The following is a 19,971-nucleotide window of genomic DNA, read 5'->3' as shown; positions in this document are numbered from 1 at the left end:
AACCATTCATCTGCCCACATTCAGGAGCATTCGTTACCCCCCGACCCAGAGCCGACCCCATAAGAAAGTAAGGACCAGGCCCGTTGGCACCCTCGACCACGGGCTCATAAAAAATGCGTTTAAAAGCGGCAGTGCCCCCCGCGCTCCCCTCGGCACTGACAAGGTACTGGAATGGCTCGATCTTTCTTTGACGAAATGAATGACGCGCAAGGCGTTTGCCGCGCGCACTACCAGGATTTCTCCCGCTGGCTGGCCAACACGCCGCCGGAACTGCTGGCCCAGCGACGCCGCGAAGCCGATTTGCTGTTCCACCGCGCCGGGATCACCTTCACCCTCTATGGCGACGAACAGGACACCGAGCGCCTGATCCCCTTCGATATCATCCCGCGCAGCATCCCCGCCAGCGAATGGAGCGTGATCGAGCGCGGCTGCATCCAGCGGGTCAACGCGCTGAACATGTTCCTCGCCGACATCTACCACGACCAGCGCATCATCAAGGCCGGAATCATCCCGGCCGACCAGGTGCTGGGCAACGAGGGCTATCAACAGGCAATGGTCGGCCTCGACCTGCACCGGGGCATCTATTCGCATATTTCCGGGGTGGACCTAGTGCGCGACGGCGACGGCACCTACTACGTGCTCGAAGACAACCTGCGCACTCCCAGCGGCGTGAGCTACATGCTCGAAGACCGCAAGATGATGATGCGCCTGTTCCCGGAAGTGTTCGCCAAGCAGCGCATTGCGCCGGTGGACCATTACCCCAACCTGCTGCTCAAGACCCTGAAAAGTTCGAGCCGCCTGGACAACCCCAACGTGGTGGTACTGACGCCGGGCCGCTTCAACAGCGCGTTTTTCGAACACGCCTTCCTCGCCCGGGAGATGGGCGTGGAGCTGGTGGAAGGCGCCGACCTGTTCGTCCACGACCTCAAGGTGTTCATGCGCACCACCGACGGCCCCAAGGCAGTGGACGTGATTTACCGGCGCATTGACGACGCGTTCCTCGACCCCGAGGCGTTCAATCCCGACTCGATGCTCGGCGTGCCCGGCCTGGTCGCGGCGTATTGCGCCGGCAACGTGGTGCTGGCCAACGCCATCGGCACCGGCGTGGCGGATGACAAGTCGATCTACCCCTATGTCCCGGCCATGATCCGCTTCTACCTGGATGAAGAGCCGGTGCTGCAAAACGTGCCGACCTTCCAGTGCCGCAAGCCGGAGGAACTGTCCCATGTGCTGGCCAACCTTGAGCACCTGGTGGTCAAGGAAACCCAGGGCTCCGGCGGCTATGGCATGCTGGTCGGCCCGGCGTCCAGCGCCGCCGAGATCGAGGACTTCCGCCAGCGCATCAAGGCCCGGCCCCACGCCTACATTGCACAGCCGACCCTGAGCCTGTCGACCTGCCCGACTTTTGTCGAAAACGGCATCGCGCCACGGCATATCGACCTGCGCCCCTTCGTGCTGTCGGGCAAGGAAACGCGCCTGGTGCCCGGTGGCCTGACGCGCGTGGCGTTGCGTGAAGGCTCGCTGATCGTCAACTCGTCGCAAGGCGGCGGAACCAAGGACACCTGGGTGGTGGAGGGCTGAGTATGTTGAGTAGAACCGCCGCAGACTTGTACTGGATGTCCCGCTACCTGGAACGCGCCGAGAACCTGGCGCGCATGCTGGAAGTCAGCTATTCGCTGTCGTTGATGCCCCAGGCCGGGCGCAGCGATGGGCTGGACGAACTGGCGATGTCACTGCTCAGCAGCGGCACCCTGGACAGTTACCTGGAGCGCCACACGCAACTGGACGCCGAACGCATGCTGCATTTCTTCGCCCTGGATGAAGAAAACCCGGCGAGCATCTATAACTGCCTGCGCGCCGCCCGGAGCAACGCCCACGCGGTGCGCGGACGCATCACCGCCGACATGTGGGAAAACCTCAACGCCACCTGGCTGGAAATGCGCAGCATCGCCGCCGGCGGCCTGGCGCGACACGGCATCAGCCACTTCTGTGACTGGGTCAAGCAACGCTCGCACCTGTTTCGCGGCGCGACTTCCGGCACCATCATGCGCAATGACGCCTATCGATTCATTCGCCTGGGCACCTTTGTCGAGCGCGCGGATAACACCCTGCGCCTGCTGGATGCGCGTTATGAGATGTTTGGTGAAGAGTCCGAGGAAGTCAGCGACCTGTCGGCACGCGGTTATTACCAGTGGAGCGCCCTGCTGCGCGCGTTATCGTCGTTCGAAGCGTATACCGAGTTGTACCCGAACGCCTTGAATGCACGCTCGGTGTCGGAGTTGCTGCTGCTGCGCAGTGATGTGCCGCGCTCGCTGCATGCGTGCATCGAGGAACTGAGCCATATCCTTGCCGACCTGCCCGGCAGCTACGGGCGCACGGCGCAGCGCCTGGCGGCGGAGTTCGAGGCGCGTCTGAGGTACACGGGCATCGATGAAATCCTGGAAGACGGGCTGCACACACGGCTGACGGACTTTATCGACAGCGTGCGCGAGTTGGCGCGATCGATACAAAGCTCCTATCTGGAAGTGGTCTAAGCGCACCCCAGATCAAAACTGTGGGAGGGGGCTTGCTCCCGATGGCGGTCTATCAGCCAGCTTATGTGTAGCTGACCCACCGCTATCGGGGGCAAGCCCCCTCCCACATGGACCGCAGTCCACCTGTCAGCTATCAATCGACCACCATTTGGGCAACAACTGCCGCACCCGCGCCTCGCCAAAGCGGTCATCGATCAACATCACCACCCCGCGGTCGTGCTGGCTGCGGATCACCCTCCCCGCCGCCTGCACGACTTTCTGGATACCGGGGTACAAATAGGTGTAGTCATACCCCGCGCCGAAGATCGCGCCCATGCGAATCTTCATCTGTTCATTCACCGGGTTGAGCTGCGGCAAGCCCAAGGTGGCGATAAACGCCCCGATCAGGCGCGCACCGGGCAAATCAATGCCTTCGCCAAACGCGCCGCCCAGCACCGCAAAGCCGATGCCCTGGCTGTGCTGGGTGAACTGGTCCAGAAAAGCCTGGCGCTGCGCCTCGGCCATGCCCCGCGACTGCAACCACAGCGCAATCTGCGGATGACGCTCGGCCATCAGCTGCGCCACCTGTTGCAGGTAATCGAAGCTTGAGAAAAACGCCAGGTAGTTGCCGGGTTGCTCGGCAAATTGCCGGGCGATCAAGGCCACAATGGGTTCCAGCGACGCCTGGCGATGCACAAAGCGTGTGGAAATACGCTCGACGATGCTCACCCGCAATTGCTCGGCCTGGAACGGCGATTCGACGTCGATCCAGGCGGTGTCCGTCGGCAACCCGAGCAGGTCGGCGTAATAGTGGCGCGGGCTAAGGGTTGCGGAAAACAGCACGCTGCTGCGCGAGGCGGTCAACCGGGGCCGGATGAATTCGGCCGGCACCACGTTGCGCAGGCACAGGGTCGAGCTGCTGCGCTTGCCGCTGAACGAGCGCTTGCTGATGTCGAAGATGAAGTGCTCATTGAACAGCTCGGCCACCTTGGCAAATTGCAGCGCTTCGAAGTAGAAGGCTTGCAGGTCGCCATTGAGCGCTTCGGGGTGCTCGTTAAAGTAATCGCCCATGGCGCTGGCGCACAGGCTCAGGGCCTGGAGCAGCTTGTCGGGTTTGGCCGCGTAGGCCTGATACGGCGCGAGCTGGTCCTTGTGCAAGGCGTTCCACTCACGGTTCAGGCGCTGCAAGGGCTTTTTCAGCACCTCGGGCGCACTCTCGCGTAGGGTCTTGAGGCTGTACTGATCGAGGCTGGCGCTGTACATCGAACGCGCGCGCTCGACCAGGTTATGGGCTTCGTCCACCAGCACTGCGACGCGCCATTGGTTGAGCTGGGCCAAGCCAAAGAGCATCGCGCCAAAATCGAAATAGTAGTTGTAGTCGGCGACCACGACGTCGGTCCAGCGCGCCATTTCCTGGCTCAGGTAATACGGGCACACGTCGTGGGCCAGCGCCACCTCGCGCAGATTACGTTGATCAAGCAGTCGAATCCCGGACGCCGCCTGGCGCGCGGCGGGCAAACGGTCGTAAAAGCCCTTGGCCAGCGGGCACGAATCGCCGTGGCAGGCTTTATCCGGGTGCTCGCACGCCTTGTCCCGCGCTACCAGTTCCAGCACCCGCAAAGGCAAGTCGGGGCTGCTGTCGTACAGCACTTGGGCGGCATCCAACGCCAACTTGCGACCGGGGGTTTTGGCGGTGAGGAAAAACACCGTGTCCAATTGCTGCGGTGCCAGGGCCTTGAGCATCGGAAACAGCGTGCCGACGGTCTTGCCGATGCCGGTAGGCGCCTGGGCCATCAGGCAGCGGCCGGTACTCACCGCCTTGTACACCGATTCGGCCAGCGCGCGTTGGCCACTGCGAAACTCGGCATGGGGAAACGCCAGGCTCTGCGCGGCGCTATTGCGCGCTTCACGGTGCTGCATCTGTTGGTGGGCCCAGTGCAGGAACAGCGCGCATTGCTGGTTGAAGAAGTGTTCGAGGTCGGGCGCGGCAAAGCGTTGCTTGAGCAGGGTTTCGCCCTCGCCGACGATATCGAAGTACACCAGCGCCAGTTCGATGTCATCGAGGCCGAGCTTCTGGCACATCAACCAGCCGTAGACCTTGACCTGGGCCCAATGCAGTTGCCGATGGTTGGCCGGCTGGGCCTGGAGGTCACCGCGATAGGTTTTTACTTCTTCGAGGCGATTGCTGTCCGGGTCATAGCCGTCCGCCCTGCCGCGTACCTTGAGTTGCTGATACTCGCCTTCCAGCGCCACTTCATTCTGATAGTGGGCGCTGCGCCGCAATGCCACCGTGCGATGGCCGACGATGCCTTCCTGGGCGCTGGGCGACGGAGTAAAGCGCAGGTCCAGGTCGCCGACCTTGGCCGTGAACTCGCACAATGCCCGCACCGCGACGCTATAACTCAAGCGGACTCTGCCCAGCGCACGTAACAGACCGTGACCGGCATCTGGTATTCGCCGCAGAATTCCAGCCAGCGCAGCTGGTTGTCCTGCAGGCGGTCGCCAGGGCCCTTGACCTCGATCATGCGGTAGGTTTTTTGCGCCGGCCAGAACTGGATCAAGTCGGGCATCCCGGTGCGGTTGGCGCGAATGTCCAGCAGCAGCCGCTCGAACCAGTAGCGCAGATGTTCGGCAGGCAGGCACGTCAGGGCTTGTTCCAGCAGCTCTTCGCTGAGCAGGTTCCAGAACACAAAGGGCGATTGAATTCCCCATTTGTCCACGTAGCGTTGGCGGATGGTGGTTTTGTAGCGCTCGTCGCGCAGTTGCTCGAAACACGCGCTGAACAAGGCGGCGCGGCGTTGTTGGAAGTCTTCGCTGTGCAGGTCGGCCGGCCCGCGCTGGAACGGGTGGAAAAACGCCCCCGGCAGCGGCGCGAAAATCACATCCCAGCACAGCAGGCCGAACAGCGAATTGATCAGGCCATTTTCCACATAATGCACCGGCGCGTCCGGCTCGCTCAGATGGGCCTGCACGCAATATTCCACCGACATCAGCGGCTCGGGGATTGCCAAGGCGAGGTCCAGCCGCGTGAGGGCCCGCGGCTTGGCCTTCGCCACCTTCGGCTCACCCAGCTTGCGCCGCAGGCGCGGTACTACGCGCAGCAGGTGTTGCTGCTCGGCGGCGCTTTCCGGTGCCTGTTGCGCGGCGACGGCCAACGCCAGGGCGGGCGCATAAGCCTCCTGGCGCTCCAATACGCGGATCAATCGCGCGCGCGCGCCGGGATAGCTGCAGCCGCGATAGATCTGCTCGGCCAAGCCCAGTTCAGCGCTGCGTTCACAGCATTGGCCGATCTGGAACAGCAACTTGGCGCGGCGTTTTTCCAGCCAGGGGTTGTCGGTGTGCAAGCTGGCGATGTGGGCCAACACCGTTTCCAGCGCCTCACCCGCCTCAAACGCTTGCTGGCACTGGTGCAGGAACACACAGCCCTCCACGTCGGCGCGGCTGCGCAACCCACGAGACTCGGCGCAGAACGGCACCTTCTCATAGGTGTAAATGCCCAGGTCCGCCAGCACGAACTCCGACCAGTCCTGATAGAGATTGCCGAAAAACATCAGGCGCAGGCGGTCGCACAGCTCCATTACGGTGAGGCTGTAGAGCACGTCCTGCAGCTCGGGGCACCAACGGGCAAAGCTGCGGCGTTCATTGAATTGCACGGCCAATGGCGCCAGCCAGTCGGATTTCCTGGCGTTGGGCTGGTCGATCCAGGGCTTGAAGGCCATGAGCAGTTCGCCTTTTTGCAGCAAGCCGAACAGCTCATCAAAGCCCAACAGGCATTGATCATCGACCCAACCGCTCGCCAGCAGTGGCTGCATGGCCGCATGGGGGCAGCCGATTTCCAGGTAATCGAGCTTTGCTCCACGAAAATGCACACCCTTGCGCATGACCATGCGTACCAATAACGCCTGGGACGCTTGCGGCAACCTGTCGAATTGCTGAATGAACTGCAATTCGTCCGGGTCGAGCAAATCGGCGTAGCGCTGCTGCAACCCAATCAGCACTTGGCGGAAGTTGTGCAGGTAATACAAGGGGTCTTCGAGGGGGTGGGCCATGGCGCAGAGCAATCAACTACTGGTTATGCATACAGAGTGCCGTTGCAAACGCATTGTTGCAATCGGTAATAGATAAATGGCGCCTGCAACTTTTTGCAAAAAAGCGATCAGATGTGGGAGCTGATCGCGTAACATTTATGCCCCGCAGCCAGACGCTGCGGGGCTTTTCAAGGTAAAGGTAAGGGTAATGAACATGAAGAATTTGGGTCTGCCGCTGGTTGCACTCACTTTTCTGGTATTGGCCGGTTGCTCAACGCAAACCGTGGTGACGTTGCAAAACGGCACACAGTATTTGACCAAGGACACACCCAACGCCAAAACCGCCGACGGCTTCTATGAGTTCACCGATATCGCCGGCAAGCGCATCCGTATCAAGGCCGCTGATGTGGCGACTGTTCGCGAGGAAAAATAATCCTGCCGTCAACACCGATCAAAATGTGGGAGGGGCGGTGCGACGATTCGACTTGCTCCCGATGACGGTATGACAGTCGACACATGAAGTGACTGGACCACCGCTATCGGGAGCAAGCCCCCTCCCACAGTTTTGACCGCATTCCAATAGTTAGCCGATCACAATCCCCTCCCCCGACAAACTGCTCACACCCACCAGTGTCACCGAGTCGGCGCCGAAGCTGATCACGGTATCGCCGCCCACCACCTTGGCGTGGTCACGATAATCCGTGCTGCCCTGCACGTCCGTGAACACCAGCTTGTCCGTCGCCTGATAGCCGATCACCCGGTCATTGCCAAACTGCCCGCTGAACAGAAAGGTGTTATGCCCGCTGCTGTCGCCAATCGTGTCGTTACCTTTGCCAGCCTCGATAAAGTCCGCGCCCTTGTCGCCCTGGATCAGGTCGTTGCCGTGGCTGCCGATAATGAAGGTATTGCCCTGGTGCGCTTCGGCATTACGGTTGAGGTCTTGCACCCAGGTGGTGGCCCGCGCCGGGTCGGACAGGTTGGCAACGATCACCGTGGAGTCGCGGGTCATCTGCTCGTAGAAGCCAGAGTCGAGGATGCGCGTCATGCCGTCGCCATAGCCGGTGGGCAGGTGCGACACCCAGGTTGGCAGGTTGAGGATGGAAAACGGCAGCGCGTTCCATAGCGTCGACGCGTAGTGGTCGTTGAAGCTGACGATATTATCGGTACTGGACGCGTGGGGCTTGTCGTGCACGCCAAACGACGACAGGTTGGAGGAGTAGCCATCCAGCGCACGGAATACCGGGTCATTTTCGTAGCCCACGTTCAGCACCTTGTCACCGGCACTCTGGGTCGGCGAGGCATAAGCCACGTAGTTGGAATCCTTGTAAAAGCTCGACCATTTGCTGTCGCTCAAGTCGGCCATGCTGTTGACCGCAAGCCCACCGAGGCTGTGGCCGCTGACCACCACGTCGTGGCCGCTCAGGCCGTGGGCACCGGCATACTCGGCGACGTTCTTGAGCAGGCCGCCGAAGGCTTCGCCGGCGTAGTTTTTCGCATAATCCTTGGGGCCGAGGGCAGCAAGCAGGTCGCTGACCAGGTCGCCGATGGAATCGGTGATCAAGTTTTCACGCGGCCCGGACGTACCGCGAAAACCGATACCGATCTCCAGCAACGTGCCCGCGTCATCGTACTTGCCCAGCACCTCGACCTGTGCGGTGGTGTAGCCGGGCTTCTCGCCGAAAAAGGTACCCCGCGCATCGACCTTGCCGGTGTAGCCGAGGGTGCTGGCGCTGATGGGCGTCCAGCCGGCCTGTTGCACCGCCTCTAACGCGGCTTTTTCCGAATCGGGGTTCCAGGGCACGCCGGGAATCACCCCCTGGGAATCGGTGCTGCCCAGCAAGGCCCCGACCAGCGTGGCCGGCAGGCCCAAGCCCAGGCCATTGTGCTGATACCCCACGGCGAAGCCGTTATCCAGGTTGTGGTAGGAATACAACGTGATCGCCATCGCATCGGCGAACAACGCTTTGGAGCCCTCGGTCCCGAGGTTTTTATAGTCAAAGATACCCATGGCACTGCCTCTCTGTTGTTGGATTTGTAGAGAAAGCCAAAAAACCTGTTATCCGTTACCGACTGTAGGAGCGAGGCGGGCGGCTAGCCCTTGCTCGCGAAAAACTAAAAGGCGCCGCGTTTTTTCAGGTAGAGCGCGTCATCGTTGACGATCTTCGCGAGCAAGCTCGCTCCTACAGTGGTTTTTAAAGCCTTAGAACGCCCAGTCCAGGCTCAGACCGACGCCGTGCACCTTCTCCTTGCTGGCCAGCAAACCGTTGTAATCGAAGTTCACCCGCGCATCCTTGCTCAACGCCAGGCTCACCCGCGCACCGACCAGCGCGGCATCACGCACCATTGGCGCGCTTTCCACCGCGAACGAAGGGCCACCCGACGCGAACGCCAGGTGCTGTTCGGAGTCGGTGCTGCTCAGGTTGTGCTGCCAGCCCAGGGTGCCGGACACTTCCAGTTGCTGGTGATCGTTGACGTTGAAGGTTTTCAGGGCGCGTACACCCAGGGTGCTCAGCACCAGGTCGCGGCTGTCGTCGCCGCTTTTCAGCGCGGCGGCATCGCCCTTCTCGGTGAACCCATCGGTGTCCAGGTGCACGTAGGCCAGGTTGGCGAACGGCTCCAAGGCCAGTGGTTGCAGGTTGACGCGGTACGCCGCCTCGGTGAACACCTGGGTGCTGTGGGCATCGACCTTGGCTTTTTGCTTGCCGCTGACGTCACCGTATTGCAGGTCGCGCTTCACATCGGCACGGTGCCAGCTGTAGGTGGCGCCGCCGCTCAGGCGCCAGGCGCCGATTTCATGCCCGGCATACGCGCCGAAGTGGTAGCTGTCGACCGACGCGCGGCTATGGGTATCGCTGCCCATGTTCAACGAGGTATCGCTGTAGCCCGCCACCAGGCCGATGCGTGTCGCGTCGTCGAGGGCACCGTCGACACCGGCCAGCATGCCGCCGATCGAGGTGGTGTAGCCCGCTGTGTCGTTGCGGCTGTCGGTCTTGCCCCATGCACCCAGCGCCTTGACCCACACGTTGCCACGGCTGTCGATGGCCTGGCTGGTGGCGCCCATTTCACCATTGCGCAGCCGTTCACCGACCGCTTCGCGTACGTAGCGGCTGTCATTGACCAACGCCGTTTCCAACGCCGGGTAGACTTCGCCGCTCAGTTGCTGGAACGCGCCTTGGGCCGAGGCCGCCGTCGGTGCCAGCAGCAAGCTTTCATACACCCCATTGCCCGCGCCCAATTGCTCGGCGGCGGCGGCGACGGCGCGTTGGTTCGGTGTGGCGGCCACACTGGCGAAGCTGTTGGTGCGTGCCACGTCCAGCTGCACACCATTGGCCGCGTAGTTCAAGGTGCCGCCGATGAACAGGTAGTCCGGCAGTACCGCACCAAAGCTGCCGGTGACGCCACCTGCGGCTTGCAGGATGCTGTACTGGCGGCCGATCAGGCTTTGCGCCTGGGTCGCGCTCAACAGGGTCGGACTGTTTTCCAGGGCCAGGGTCACGGTGCCGCCGTTCAGCGTGGCGGTGCCGCCGGCAACGATACGGTCGCTGCTGGTGGGCGATAATTCCACCGCGTAAGTCGAGCCCGGCTCGAAGGTGACATTGCCCGCCACGTTCAGCGTGCCGATGGAGTTGCCCGGCGCCACGGTGCCGCCGCTGTTTGCGCTCAGCGAACCGATGCGCCCGGAGCCACCGACGATGCCGCTCTGGCTGACGGTCACGTCGGAGGTAACCGAGCCGTTGATCGCCAACAAGCCTTGGTTGACCAGGGTCGGGCCGCTGTAGGTGTTGGCGCCGGTCAGCACCAGGGTGCCAATGCCCTGCTTGGTCAGGCCGCCATGCCCGGCGATGTCGTTGCTCCACACATCCAGCCCGCAATGCACGTCGTTGCACACGCGCTGGGTCGGTTTGCCGGCATCCACCACCGCGCCGACGCCCGGCAAGTCCGCGACGAACTGGCCAGTGCCATAGGCGCCGTCGATGCGAAACTCAGCCGGAATGTCCTCGGCGGTAATGAACATCCCCGGGCCATTGACTGCCTTGCCCAGGTTGATCATGCCCCAGCCGTACAGCGAATCGATGCCCGGCGCGCCGAGGTCGGTGGCGGTGGTCTTGAGCAGCGTGGAGATCTGGTCGCCACTCATGTAGGGGAAGCGCTCCATCAGCACCGCCGCACTGCCGGCCACGTGGGGCGCGGCCATGGAGGTGCCGTTGAAGTTGGCGTAGTCGGTGGTCAGGTTGTCCAGGGTGGTGCCATTGATGATCGAACTGAAAATCTTGGTGCCCGGTGCCGACACACAGAAACTCGCCGCATAGCCGCAGCGCGAAGAGAAGGTGCTGATCACGTACGGGTTGGCACTGCTGGTGTCCGGGTTCTGCTGCAGGGCCGCCACCGACAGCCAGTTCGGCGCAATTTCCGGCACGAAATACGCCAGGCCGGAAATCGCATCCGGGTTGTTGCGGTTGTAATCGTTACCAGCGGCAAAGATGGTCAGCACACCGCTGCGCGCGGCGTCGATCGCACCTTGATAGGCACCACCGGCAATCGTGCCGAGAATCGGCCGAATGGTGTTGAATTGCGCCTGGGCTTCATTGACCGTGAAGTTCGGAAAGGCGGGATCGCGGCCGCCCTTGGCGTACTGATCACCGATGCCGATGCCCCAACTGTTGTTGATGATCCGCGCGCCACTGGCCACCAGTGCATCCCAACCGGCTTTGTACACCGCACCATCGTTGCCCAGTATGATCCCGTCTTCCGGGCCTGGGTCACCGTTTTCGGCGCTGATGATCTGCGCGTTGAACGCCACGCCGTGCATCGGCCCGCCGTCGCGGTTACCGGCGGCAATCCCGCCGACGTGAGTACCGTGGTTGCCCAGCTTGCCGTTGGAGCCCAGGGACGGCGTGCCGTCATAGCGAAACGCATCACCGGCCTTCACCGGGATATACGGGTCGGTGTATTGGCGGATGCCCTCGGTGACGATCGTCACCACTTTGTTGGGGCTGGCGAATTCCGGGTGCTGGGCGTACACCGGCTGGTCGAAGATGCCCAGCTTGACGCCCTTGCCGGTGTAGCCCGCCGCATACGCGGTGTCGGCATGTACCGCGCCCAGGCCCCAATCGGCCTTGAACTCATTGCTGCGCCAACTGGCGGCGTCGCCCAGCTTGCCGGTTTCCACATAGGGTGCGGCCTGGGCGGTCCCCAGGCTTGCCAGGCAACACAACAACGCGCCGTATGGCACGCTGCTCAAGCCCTTGAGCGGATAGCCCGGGCTTGTGGGGATGGCGGTAGTTAACCCTGACTTGCGTTTTTTCACGGTGACCTTCCTTAGTTTTCTTATTGCCAGTATGTGAACCACTTCCCATGTGGGAGGGGGCTTGCTCCCGATGGCGATGTATCAGTCGGCACAACGGGCGTCTGACACGCCGCCATCGGGAGCAAGCCCCCTCCCACAGTTGAACTGCGGTGTTTCCCCTAGAACTGCCAGTTCAGGCTCAGCCCCACGCCCTGGGTTTTCTCGCGTCCACCCAATTGGCCGTTGTAATCCAGGTTGACCCGCGTCGACGGGCTCAGCGCCAGGCTCGCCTGCACGCCCACCAGAGCCGCATCGCGCAGCAACGGCGCGCTGCGCACGGCGAATGAAGGGCCACCTGCGACAAACGCCAGGTGTTCTTCGGATTCGACGGCGGTGAGGCTGTGTTGCCAGCCCAGGGAGCCCGATAGATCAAGCTGCTGGTGGTCGTTCAACGCCAGGGTTTTCAACGCCCGCAGGCCCAGGGTGCCGAGCACTGCATCACGGCGATCACTGCCACGTTCCAGGGCCGCTGCGGCGCCTTTTTCGTGGAACGACTCACTGTCCAGGTGCACGTAGGCCAGGTTGGCAAACGGCTCCAGTGCCAGCGGTTCCAGGTGAATGCGGTAGGCGGCTTCGGTGAACAGCTGCGCGGTGCGCGCATCCAGCTTGGTTTTCTGCTTGCCGCTGACCTCGCCGTATTGCAGGTCACGCTTCACATCGCCGCGATGCCAGCTGTAGGCACCGCCGACGCTCACCCGCCAGGCGCCCAGCTCGCGCCCGGCATAGGCGCCGAAGTGGTAGCTGTCGATGGACGCCGATGAATGCGTGCCGCTGCCCAGGCTCAAGGAGCTGTCGCTGTAGCCAGCGACCACGCCGATGCGGGTCTGTTCGTCGAGTGCGCCGTCGATCCCGGCCAGCAAGCCGCCGATGGAGGTGGTGGCGCCCGCCGTTTCACTGCGAGTGTCCGACTTGCCCCAGGCGCCCAGGGCCTTGAGCCACAGGTTGCTTTCACCGGCCACCGGCACATGGCGTAAGCGTTCACCCACCGCGTCGCGCAGTTGGCGGCTGTCGTTGATCAACATCGCGCCCACGGCCGGGTAGATTTCACCGGACAGTTGCTGCAAGCCCTGTTGCGCCGTGGCAACCGAGTCCGACTGCAGCAGGCTTTCATACACCGGGTTGCCGGCGCCCAATTGCTCGGCGGCCGTGGCGACGGCGCGCTGGTTACGGGTGGCGCCGACGCTGGCAAAGCTGGCGTCATTGCGCCCGACCGCCAGTTGCACGCCGTTGGCGGCATAGTCGAGGGTGCCGCCGAGGAACAGGTAGTTCGGCAGCACTTGGCCGAACTGGCCCTGGATACCGCCGGCCGCTTCAAGGATCGAGTATTGGCGACCGATCAGGCTCTGGGCCTGGCTCTGGCTCAATAAGGTCGGGCTGTTTTCCAGGGCCAGGGTCACTGTGCCGCCGCCGAGCACGGCCTTGCCGCCGGCGACAATGCGGTCGCTGCTGGTCGGGGTCAGTTCGACCGCATAGGTAGAACCTGCGCCCAGGTTCACATCCCCCGCCACCTGCAACGTGCCCACTGAATTGCCCGGCGCGACACGCCCGCCGTTGTTGACCGACAGCGCGCCGATACGCCCGGAACCGCCCAAGGTGGCGCTGTTATTGACGGTGACGGCCGAGGTCAACGAGCCGTTCACGGCCAGCAGGCCGCCGTTGACGGTGGTCGCGCCGCGATAGGTGCTGTCGCCGCTGAGCACCAGGCTACCCGCGCCGGATTTGATCAGGCTGCCTTCGTACACGCGATTCGCTGCAGCTTGATCGCGCGCGTTGCCTACGGCGTAGTCGGTCTGGTCCTGCTGGCTGGCCGTGGCGCCCACGCCGTTCTGCCAACCCTTATCGAGCAGGGTCTGCTGCCAGGCGCTGTGCTCGGCGCGGTCTTCTGCCTGACGCTGGAGCAATGCCTGGTCAGAAATACCATTGCTCCACACATCGCCCTGCCCGGCTGCGAGGTTCACGTCCATCGCACCGAGCAACTGCCCTGGGCCGTGCATCGCCCGGCCCAGGTCCGGTACGCCCCAGCCGACGATGGCGTTGGGCGCCTGGGTGATCGAACCGTCGAGCTGGGTGGCGGTGGTCAACAGCACCTGCAGCGCCTGCTCGTTGGTCATGTAGGGATAGCGTTCCATCACCAGCGCCAACGCGCCCGTGGCATGGGGCGCCGACATCGAGGTGCCGGACTTCACGCCATAACCGCCGTCCGGGATGGTGCTGTTGATCAGCGCGCCGGGCGTGGAAATGCACCAGTACTTGGCGATGCCGCACTTGTTGTACTTCTGGTTGTTGGCCCTATCCAGCCCTGACACCGCCAGCCAGTGGCCTTCCAGTTCCGGCTGAAAGTAGGGCAACGCCGAGCGCACGCTGGCGTTCGCGTAACCGCTGTTGCCGGCGCTGAACACGTTGATCACGCCGGCCTTGGCCACATCCGCCGCCGCATCCAGCCAGGTGCCGCGGTTGTAGTGCTGGGCGTAGGCCGCGTGCAGGTCGCCCAGGGTCTGGTAGCTGACGTCCTTGGGCTGGCTGCCCCAGCTGTTGTTGATGGCGCGCACGCCGGAATCCACCAGGGCGGTGTACACCGCCTTGAAATACTTGGGGTCCGGGGTGGGGCCAAACAGGAAGCTGTCGTTGGCGTTGGTGTTGCCGACATACACCTGCGCGTTATACGCCACGCCGTGCATGCCCACGCCGTCGCGGGCCGCGCCCATGGTGCCGGTGACGTGGGTGCCGTGGGAGTCGTTGTTCGGGTTGAGCGCGCCGGTGGTGCTGAAGGCGCTGCCATCGACGTAGGTGCCGCTGGCGGTGACCGGGTGGAAACGGTCTTTGGCCGCTTCGGGGTGATTGGTATCGAAACCCGAGTCCAGCGCACCGATTTTCACGCCATTGCCGCTGATCCCGGCGGCATAGGCTTCATCCGCCTTCATGCGCCCAAGGCCCCAGTCGCTCTGGTACTCGGCGGAACGCCAGCTGGCGGGATCACCCGGCTGGCCGGTTTCGGCGTATTGCGCCTGTGCCGCAACGGACAACAGCAGCAATGAGCCTGCGGTGAAAGGTTTGAAACGTGGTGAATCCGTGATCATCCGTACACTCCTGTTTATTGTTATTCACACGCCTACAGTTTTCTCTCCGGGCCGAAGGCTTCATCCACCTTGGCCAGGTCGGTGTCACGCAAGTTGCCCGCGTAGTAGTGCAATTTGGTCCAGGCCATCAGGTAGTCGTACCGCGCCTGGGCGAGGTCGCGGCGGGTGCTGTAGAGCTGCTGCTCGGCATTCAATGCGTCGAGGTTGACCCGCTCGCCGCCGAGGATGCTGTGCTTGGTCGACACCACCAGTGCCTCGGCGGAGGTCAGGGCTTTTTGATAGGCGCGCAGCTTGCTCACCCCCGACAGGCACGCGCTGAACTGGCGACGCAGTTCGATCAGGGTTTCGCGGGTCTTGCCTTCCAGTTCGTACTCGGCCTGTTCCATGGCGCGGCTGGCCTGGCGCGTGGACGCCGAGATGCCGCGGCCGGCATACAGCGGCACGCTGACTTCGACGCCGATGGTGTTGGTGTCGTAGCGCTGGTTGTAAGTGTTGCCGCTGTCGGACTCCTGCTTGCGCGAACTGGCGTACGCAGTGACCTTGGGCAAATGCCCGGCGCGGTTGCGCTCCACTTCATAGCGCGCCACTTCCAGGGCCTGGCGCTGGGAGGCGAGTGTCGGGTTGTTGCTGATTGCCAATTCATGCCAGGTGTCGTAGTTGGCTGGGGTCAGGGTGAAAGCGGCAAAGCCCTGGTTCAGCGGTGCCAGGTCGTTGATGTTGACGCTTTGCACGCCAATCAACGCGCCCAACTCGCGCAGGGACGCATCCTGCTCATCCAGGGCCTGGATCTCTTCGGCGGTGGCCAGCTCATAACGCGATTCCGCTTCGAGAATATCGGTGCGGGTGCCCTCGCCTTGCTGGAACAGGTGCTGGTTCTGTTGGAACTGTTGCTCGAAGGCTTTCTTCTTGGCACGGGCGATGTCGATCTGGTCCTGGGCGAACAGCGCCTGGGTGTAGTAGCTCAACACCCGCACCAGCAACGCCTGGCTCTTGTCGCGGAAGCTTTCATCGGCAAACAGCGCCTGGGCCACGCCCTTGCGGTAGTTGGCATAGGCTTCGTAGTCGAACAGCGGCTGTTGCAGGCTGAAGGTGGAACCGTAGCTGTTGTAGTTGCGGTCGTCGCGATAGCTGCCACCACGGCCATCGGGCAAGTGCGCCTCGGAGTTGTTGCGGCCCTTGTTGTAGTTGTACGACAGCCGGGGCAACAAGCCGGCGCGCCCGATGGTGCGGTTTTCCAGGCCGGCGTCGCGCTCCTTGATCGCGCCGAGGAACACCGGGTCATTGCGCAGGGCTTGCTCGTACACATCGAACGGGCCCATGGCGGCGTGCGCGCTGGCACAGCTGAACAGCAAGGCGATGAACACAGGTTTCATGCTCATTCCTCGGTCAACGCGGAGCCGGCGCGGTCGAGCAGCGGCTTGAACAGGTAATTGAGCAACGAGCGCTCGCCGGTGCGCACGAACATCTCGGCGGGCATGCCCGGCTTGATCACCAGGCCGTGGAGTTTTTCCAGCGCTGCCTCGCTGACCGTGGTGCGCAACACGTAATAGGGGGCGCCGGTCTTTTCATCGAGCATCTGGTCGGCGGAAATCAGGCTCACCTCCCCCGGCACGCGCGGGGTGCGGCTCTGGTTGAAGGCGGTGAAGAGGATGTCCACCGGCAGGTGCGTGCCGACCTTGTCCACCAGGTGCACCGGCAAGTGCCCTTCCACTTCCAGGCGCGTGCCTTGGGGCACGATCTCCAGCAGAGTTTCACCGGCCCGCACCACGGCGCCTTCGGTGTGGACGCTGAGGTTGACCACGATGCCGTCGGCCGGCGCGTTGATTTCGCTGTGCTGCAGGTCGAACCCGGCGGAGGTCAGTTGCTGCTCCAGAGTCAGGCTGCGCAGTTGCGCATCGGCCAGTTGGCTGCGCACTTCCTTCTGATATTCCTCGGTGTGCTGCTGCAATTTGAGGCGCGATTCGACAATGCCCTGCTCGACGCAGCCGGTCTCGCCGGCGTTTTGCGCCAGGTCCTGCTGCACCTGGGACAACTGGCGCTGGTAGTCCATCAGCCGATTGCGCGGGATGTAGCCGTTATCGGCCAGGGGTTGCAGGTTGCTCAATTGCTCACGCAGGGATTGCGCCTGGGCTGCCAGGTCACTGCGGGCGCGGCGCATGCCGCCCAATTGCGAGGTGGCACCGTCGATGCTTGCACGGATGCCGGCCTGCTCACGGGCAAAGGCTTCGCGCCGACTGCTGAACAGTTGGCGTTGGCCTTCGAGCACCAGCGCCAGGGCCGGGTCGGGGTTGGCGCTCAGTTCGGCCGGAAAGCGCACGCCTGGCAGGTTGTCACGTTCGCTCTGCCAGCGCGCGGCGCTGGCCCAGGCCATGCGGTACTGGGCTTGCAGCGACTGCACGTCGGCCTGGTGCTGGGTCTGGTCGAGGCGAAACAGCGGCTGGCCCTGCTTCACCACCTCGCCTTCGCGCACCAGAATCCGGCTGACCACGCCGGGGCTGAGGGTTTGCACGGCCTTGCGCTTGCCCGACACCACCACCGTGCCCTGCACCGGGATGCCTTGATCCAGCGGCGCCAGGCTGGCCCAGAGGAAAAAACCGCCGGCGCCGACCACGGTCAGCAGCCAGCCCATGCGGACGAAGAAACGTGCGTCGTGTTGTTCGTAAATCATGCAAGTATCCTTACTGCTTGACGCAAAACATGTAGGAGCGAGCTTGCTCGCGAAAAACCCAAATGCACCGTGTGTATCCAATCGGAGCGCGTCATCGTTGACGACTTTCGCGAGCAAGCTCGCTCCTACCGCCGGTTTTTTCCTTCGGTGCCTCTTGCTGCCCGGACAACGCGCGCAGCACTTCCTGACTGGGTCCGAAGGCCTGCAATTGACCTTCGTTGAGGATCAGCAACTTGTCGGCCTGGGCCAATGCGGAGGAACGGTGCGTCACCAGCACCACGCTGCTGCCCTGAGCCTTCATCTGCACGATGGCGCTGGCCAGCGCGGCTTCGCCGACGGTGTCGAGGTTTGAGTTGGGCTCATCCAGCACGATCAGCCGCGGGCCGCCATACAGTGCGCGGGCCAGGGCCACGCGTTGCTTCTGCCCGCCGGACAGGCCGCCGCCGTTGTCGCCCAGCAGGGTGTCGTAGCCCTGGGGCAGGCGCAGGATCAACTCGTGCACCCCGGCCTGTTGCGCCGCCTTGACCACAAGCTGCGGGTCGGCCTGGCGAAAGCGCGCGATGTTGTCGGCGATGCTGCCGCTGAACAGTTCGATGTCCTGGGGCAAGTAGCCGATATGCGGGCCGAGATCGTCGCGGTCCCAGCGGTGAATATCCGCGCCGTCCAGGCGCACGGTGCCGGTCAGCGTCGGCCACACGCCTACCAGTACGCGGGCCAGGGTGGATTTACCGGACCCCGAGGCGCCGAGCACGCCCAGCACTTCACCGGCGCCGAGGTTGAAGTTGACGTGGTGCAGGGTCGCCAGGCGCCGACCCGGCGGGCCGGCGCTGACCTGTTCGAAGCTCACCTGGCCCTTTGGCGCCGGCAAGGCCATCTGCTCGGCCTGCGGCGGGAATTCACGCAGCAGCTCATCGAGGCGCTGGTAGGCCAGCTTGGCCGAGCTCCACTGCTTCCACACCGCGATCAACTGGTCGATGGGGCTGAGTACCCGGCCCATCAGGATGGAACCGGCGATCATCATCCCGGCGGTCATATCGCCTTTGATCACCAGCAGCGCACCGAGGCCCAACACCAAGGATTGCAGGCAAAGGCGCAGGGATTTGCTCAGGGAGGTGATCACCGAACCGGTGTCGCTGGCCTTGTTCTGCAAGCCGAGGAACTGCGAATGCACCGCGAACCAGCGCTGGCGCAGCGCGCCGAGCATGCCCATGGCCTGGATGGTTTCGGCATTGTGCAAATGGCTGGTGGCCAACTGAGTCGACTGTTGGGAATAACCGCTGGCTTCGCCCAGGGGCTTTTTGGTCAGGTATTCGTTGAGGCAGGCCAGTGCGATCAACAGCACAGCGCCGGACGTGGCCAACACGCCGAGCCACAGGTTGAACAGGAAAATCACGAACAGGTAGATGGGAAACCACGGCGCGTCGAAAAATGCGAATAACGCGGGCCCGGTGATGAACTGGCGAATATGGGTCAAGTCGCCCAAGGACTGCCCGGCGTGTCCCTGGCCGCGTTTCAGGTTGCGTTCGAATGCGGCTTTGTACACGCGCAAGTTGAACTGCCGCTCCAACTGGGCGCCGATGCGGATCACGATAAAACTGCGGATAACTTCCAGCAGGCCTATAAACGCAAAGAACCCCACGACCATCAACGTCAACATCACCAGGGTGGTTTCATTCTGGGAGGACAGCACGCGGTCGTACACTTGCAGCATGTAAATCGAGGGCACCAGCATCAACAGGTTAATCAAGGCGGTAAAACAGCCAACGCTGATCAAGATGCTCTTGTATTCACCCAGCGCCTTGAACAAGGGTGCAACGGTATGGGGCTTGGCCATATCTTCTTATCTTCCATGAACCCAAAGTACGCGCACTAGTTGCCCTACCCCTGAATAGCGGGCGGCCAACTAACAAATGAAGTTATAAGCTTATAACCTGAAACTAAGGTGTACGTTGCAGCACCACGACGGCTCCAGATTTAGTGCGGGCCTGATATTCGCCCTCCTTCTGGCGATTCAAGTGCGTAATGCCACTACCTTCGGCATTCATCAGCCAGATGCCGTCCGGCGTCGGCGACCACGTCAGTGGTTTATCCCCCAGCCATTGCGCGACACACGCCACATCGCCCCCCAGGCTGTTGGGCTGCTCGAGCAGGTCTAGCGCACACACCTGGTCATCCTGGTGCAACTGCCAATGCCCCGCCAACTGTGCGGTAGTGGGTAAAACAAGACTGCTCGCCATTGCATGGGCTCCTGCCGACACGATCAATAGGGTGACCCCTTTGGAAAAACGCTGCATTGCCTGGCTCCATCCTGGAGCGCGGCGCCGGAGCGCCGCGCTTT

General features: G+C 62.9%; 12 protein-coding genes. 3 read left to right on the top strand and 9 right to left on the bottom strand.

Features of this window, described 5'->3' with window-relative positions:
• Positions 1-171: 171 nt before the first annotated feature.
• Positions 172-1,581: a circularly permuted type 2 ATP-grasp protein gene (locus C4J84_RS12560; protein WP_124362848.1), complete on the top strand. Its 1,410-nt coding sequence runs from the start codon at positions 172-174 to the stop codon at positions 1,579-1,581.
• A gap of 2 nt (positions 1,582-1,583) precedes the next feature.
• The gene (locus C4J84_RS12555) at positions 1,584-2,534 is read left to right on the top strand and encodes an alpha-E domain-containing protein (RefSeq protein ID WP_124362847.1); all 951 of its coding nucleotides are present in this window, start codon (positions 1,584-1,586) and stop codon (positions 2,532-2,534) included.
• Positions 2,535-2,660: 126 nt separating this feature from the next.
• Here the strand turns inward: C4J84_RS12555 and C4J84_RS12550 are convergent, their stop codons facing one another.
• Entirely contained in the window at positions 2,661-4,919 is a 2,259-nt protein-coding gene (locus C4J84_RS12550; protein WP_124435452.1) for an ATP-dependent DNA helicase, read from the bottom strand.
• A complete protein-coding gene (locus tag C4J84_RS12545) occupies positions 4,916-6,562 on the bottom strand; it encodes a VRR-NUC domain-containing protein (RefSeq protein WP_124435451.1) in 1,647 nt (548 codons plus the stop codon). The genes C4J84_RS12550 and C4J84_RS12545 overlap by 4 nt, the downstream gene beginning before the upstream one ends.
• 187 nt (positions 6,563-6,749) lie before the next feature.
• Here C4J84_RS12545 and C4J84_RS12540 point away from each other — a divergent pair, with 187 nt between their 5' ends.
• Positions 6,750-6,974, top strand: a complete 225-nt coding sequence (locus tag C4J84_RS12540; protein ID WP_124370696.1) for a YgdI/YgdR family lipoprotein — start codon at positions 6,750-6,752, stop codon at positions 6,972-6,974.
• Between the two features lie 150 nt (positions 6,975-7,124).
• Here the strand turns inward: C4J84_RS12540 and C4J84_RS12535 are convergent, their stop codons facing one another.
• From C4J84_RS12535 to C4J84_RS12505, 7 genes are all read right to left on the bottom strand, one after another.
• Entirely contained in the window at positions 7,125-8,549 is a 1,425-nt protein-coding gene (locus tag C4J84_RS12535) for a lipase (RefSeq protein ID WP_124435450.1), read from the bottom strand.
• Between the two features lie 192 nt (positions 8,550-8,741).
• Complete coding sequence (locus C4J84_RS12530) at positions 8,742-11,849, bottom strand: autotransporter serine protease (RefSeq protein WP_124435449.1); 3,108 nt, start codon at positions 11,847-11,849, stop codon at positions 8,742-8,744.
• A gap of 158 nt (positions 11,850-12,007) precedes the next feature.
• A complete protein-coding gene (locus C4J84_RS12525; RefSeq protein WP_124435448.1) occupies positions 12,008-14,965 on the bottom strand; it encodes an autotransporter serine protease in 2,958 nt (985 codons plus the stop codon).
• Positions 14,966-14,997: 32 nt separating this feature from the next.
• Positions 14,998-16,338 carry a TolC family outer membrane protein gene (locus tag C4J84_RS12520; protein WP_124435447.1) on the bottom strand — a complete coding sequence of 447 codons (1,341 nt, stop codon included), beginning with the start codon at positions 16,336-16,338 and terminating at the stop codon, positions 14,998-15,000.
• Between the two features lie 2 nt (positions 16,339-16,340).
• Positions 16,341-17,633 carry an HlyD family type I secretion periplasmic adaptor subunit gene (locus C4J84_RS12515; protein WP_124435446.1) on the bottom strand — a complete coding sequence of 431 codons (1,293 nt, stop codon included), beginning with the start codon at positions 17,631-17,633 and terminating at the stop codon, positions 16,341-16,343.
• 91 nt (positions 17,634-17,724) lie between these two features.
• Entirely contained in the window at positions 17,725-19,467 is a 1,743-nt protein-coding gene (locus tag C4J84_RS12510; RefSeq protein WP_124435445.1) for a type I secretion system permease/ATPase, read from the bottom strand.
• Between the two features lie 103 nt (positions 19,468-19,570).
• Positions 19,571-19,927 carry a protease inhibitor Inh/omp19 family protein gene (locus C4J84_RS12505; protein ID WP_124367029.1) on the bottom strand — a complete coding sequence of 119 codons (357 nt, stop codon included), beginning with the start codon at positions 19,925-19,927 and terminating at the stop codon, positions 19,571-19,573.
• Between the last annotated feature and the right edge of the window lie 44 nt (positions 19,928-19,971).

Origin of the sequence: Pseudomonas sp. R11-23-07 (genome assembly GCF_003852295.1) — a bacterium.
Lineage (GTDB): Bacteria > Pseudomonadota > Gammaproteobacteria > Pseudomonadales > Pseudomonadaceae > Aquipseudomonas.
This window is presented reverse-complemented; position numbering and strand designations above follow the sequence as displayed.

Excerpts from the sequence above, each read along its gene's own strand:
- C4J84_RS12560 (WP_124362848.1), top strand. The coding sequence starts at position 172 with ATGGCTCGATCTTTCTTTGACGAAATGAATGACGCGCAAGGCGTTTGC.
- C4J84_RS12525 (WP_124435448.1), bottom strand. The coding sequence starts at position 14,965 with ATGATCACGGATTCACCACGTTTCAAACCTTTCACCGCAGGCTCATTG.
- C4J84_RS12505 (WP_124367029.1), bottom strand. The coding sequence starts at position 19,927 with ATGCAGCGTTTTTCCAAAGGGGTCACCCTATTGATCGTGTCGGCAGGA.
- C4J84_RS12540 (WP_124370696.1), top strand. The coding sequence starts at position 6,750 with ATGAACATGAAGAATTTGGGTCTGCCGCTGGTTGCACTCACTTTTCTG.
- C4J84_RS12515 (WP_124435446.1), bottom strand. The coding sequence starts at position 17,633 with ATGATTTACGAACAACACGACGCACGTTTCTTCGTCCGCATGGGCTGG.
- C4J84_RS12555 (WP_124362847.1), top strand. The coding sequence starts at position 1,584 with ATGTTGAGTAGAACCGCCGCAGACTTGTACTGGATGTCCCGCTACCTG.
- C4J84_RS12545 (WP_124435451.1), bottom strand. The coding sequence starts at position 6,562 with ATGGCCCACCCCCTCGAAGACCCCTTGTATTACCTGCACAACTTCCGC.
- C4J84_RS12510 (WP_124435445.1), bottom strand. The coding sequence starts at position 19,467 with ATGGCCAAGCCCCATACCGTTGCACCCTTGTTCAAGGCGCTGGGTGAA.
- C4J84_RS12535 (WP_124435450.1), bottom strand. The coding sequence starts at position 8,549 with ATGGGTATCTTTGACTATAAAAACCTCGGGACCGAGGGCTCCAAAGCG.
- C4J84_RS12520 (WP_124435447.1), bottom strand. The coding sequence starts at position 16,338 with ATGAAACCTGTGTTCATCGCCTTGCTGTTCAGCTGTGCCAGCGCGCAC.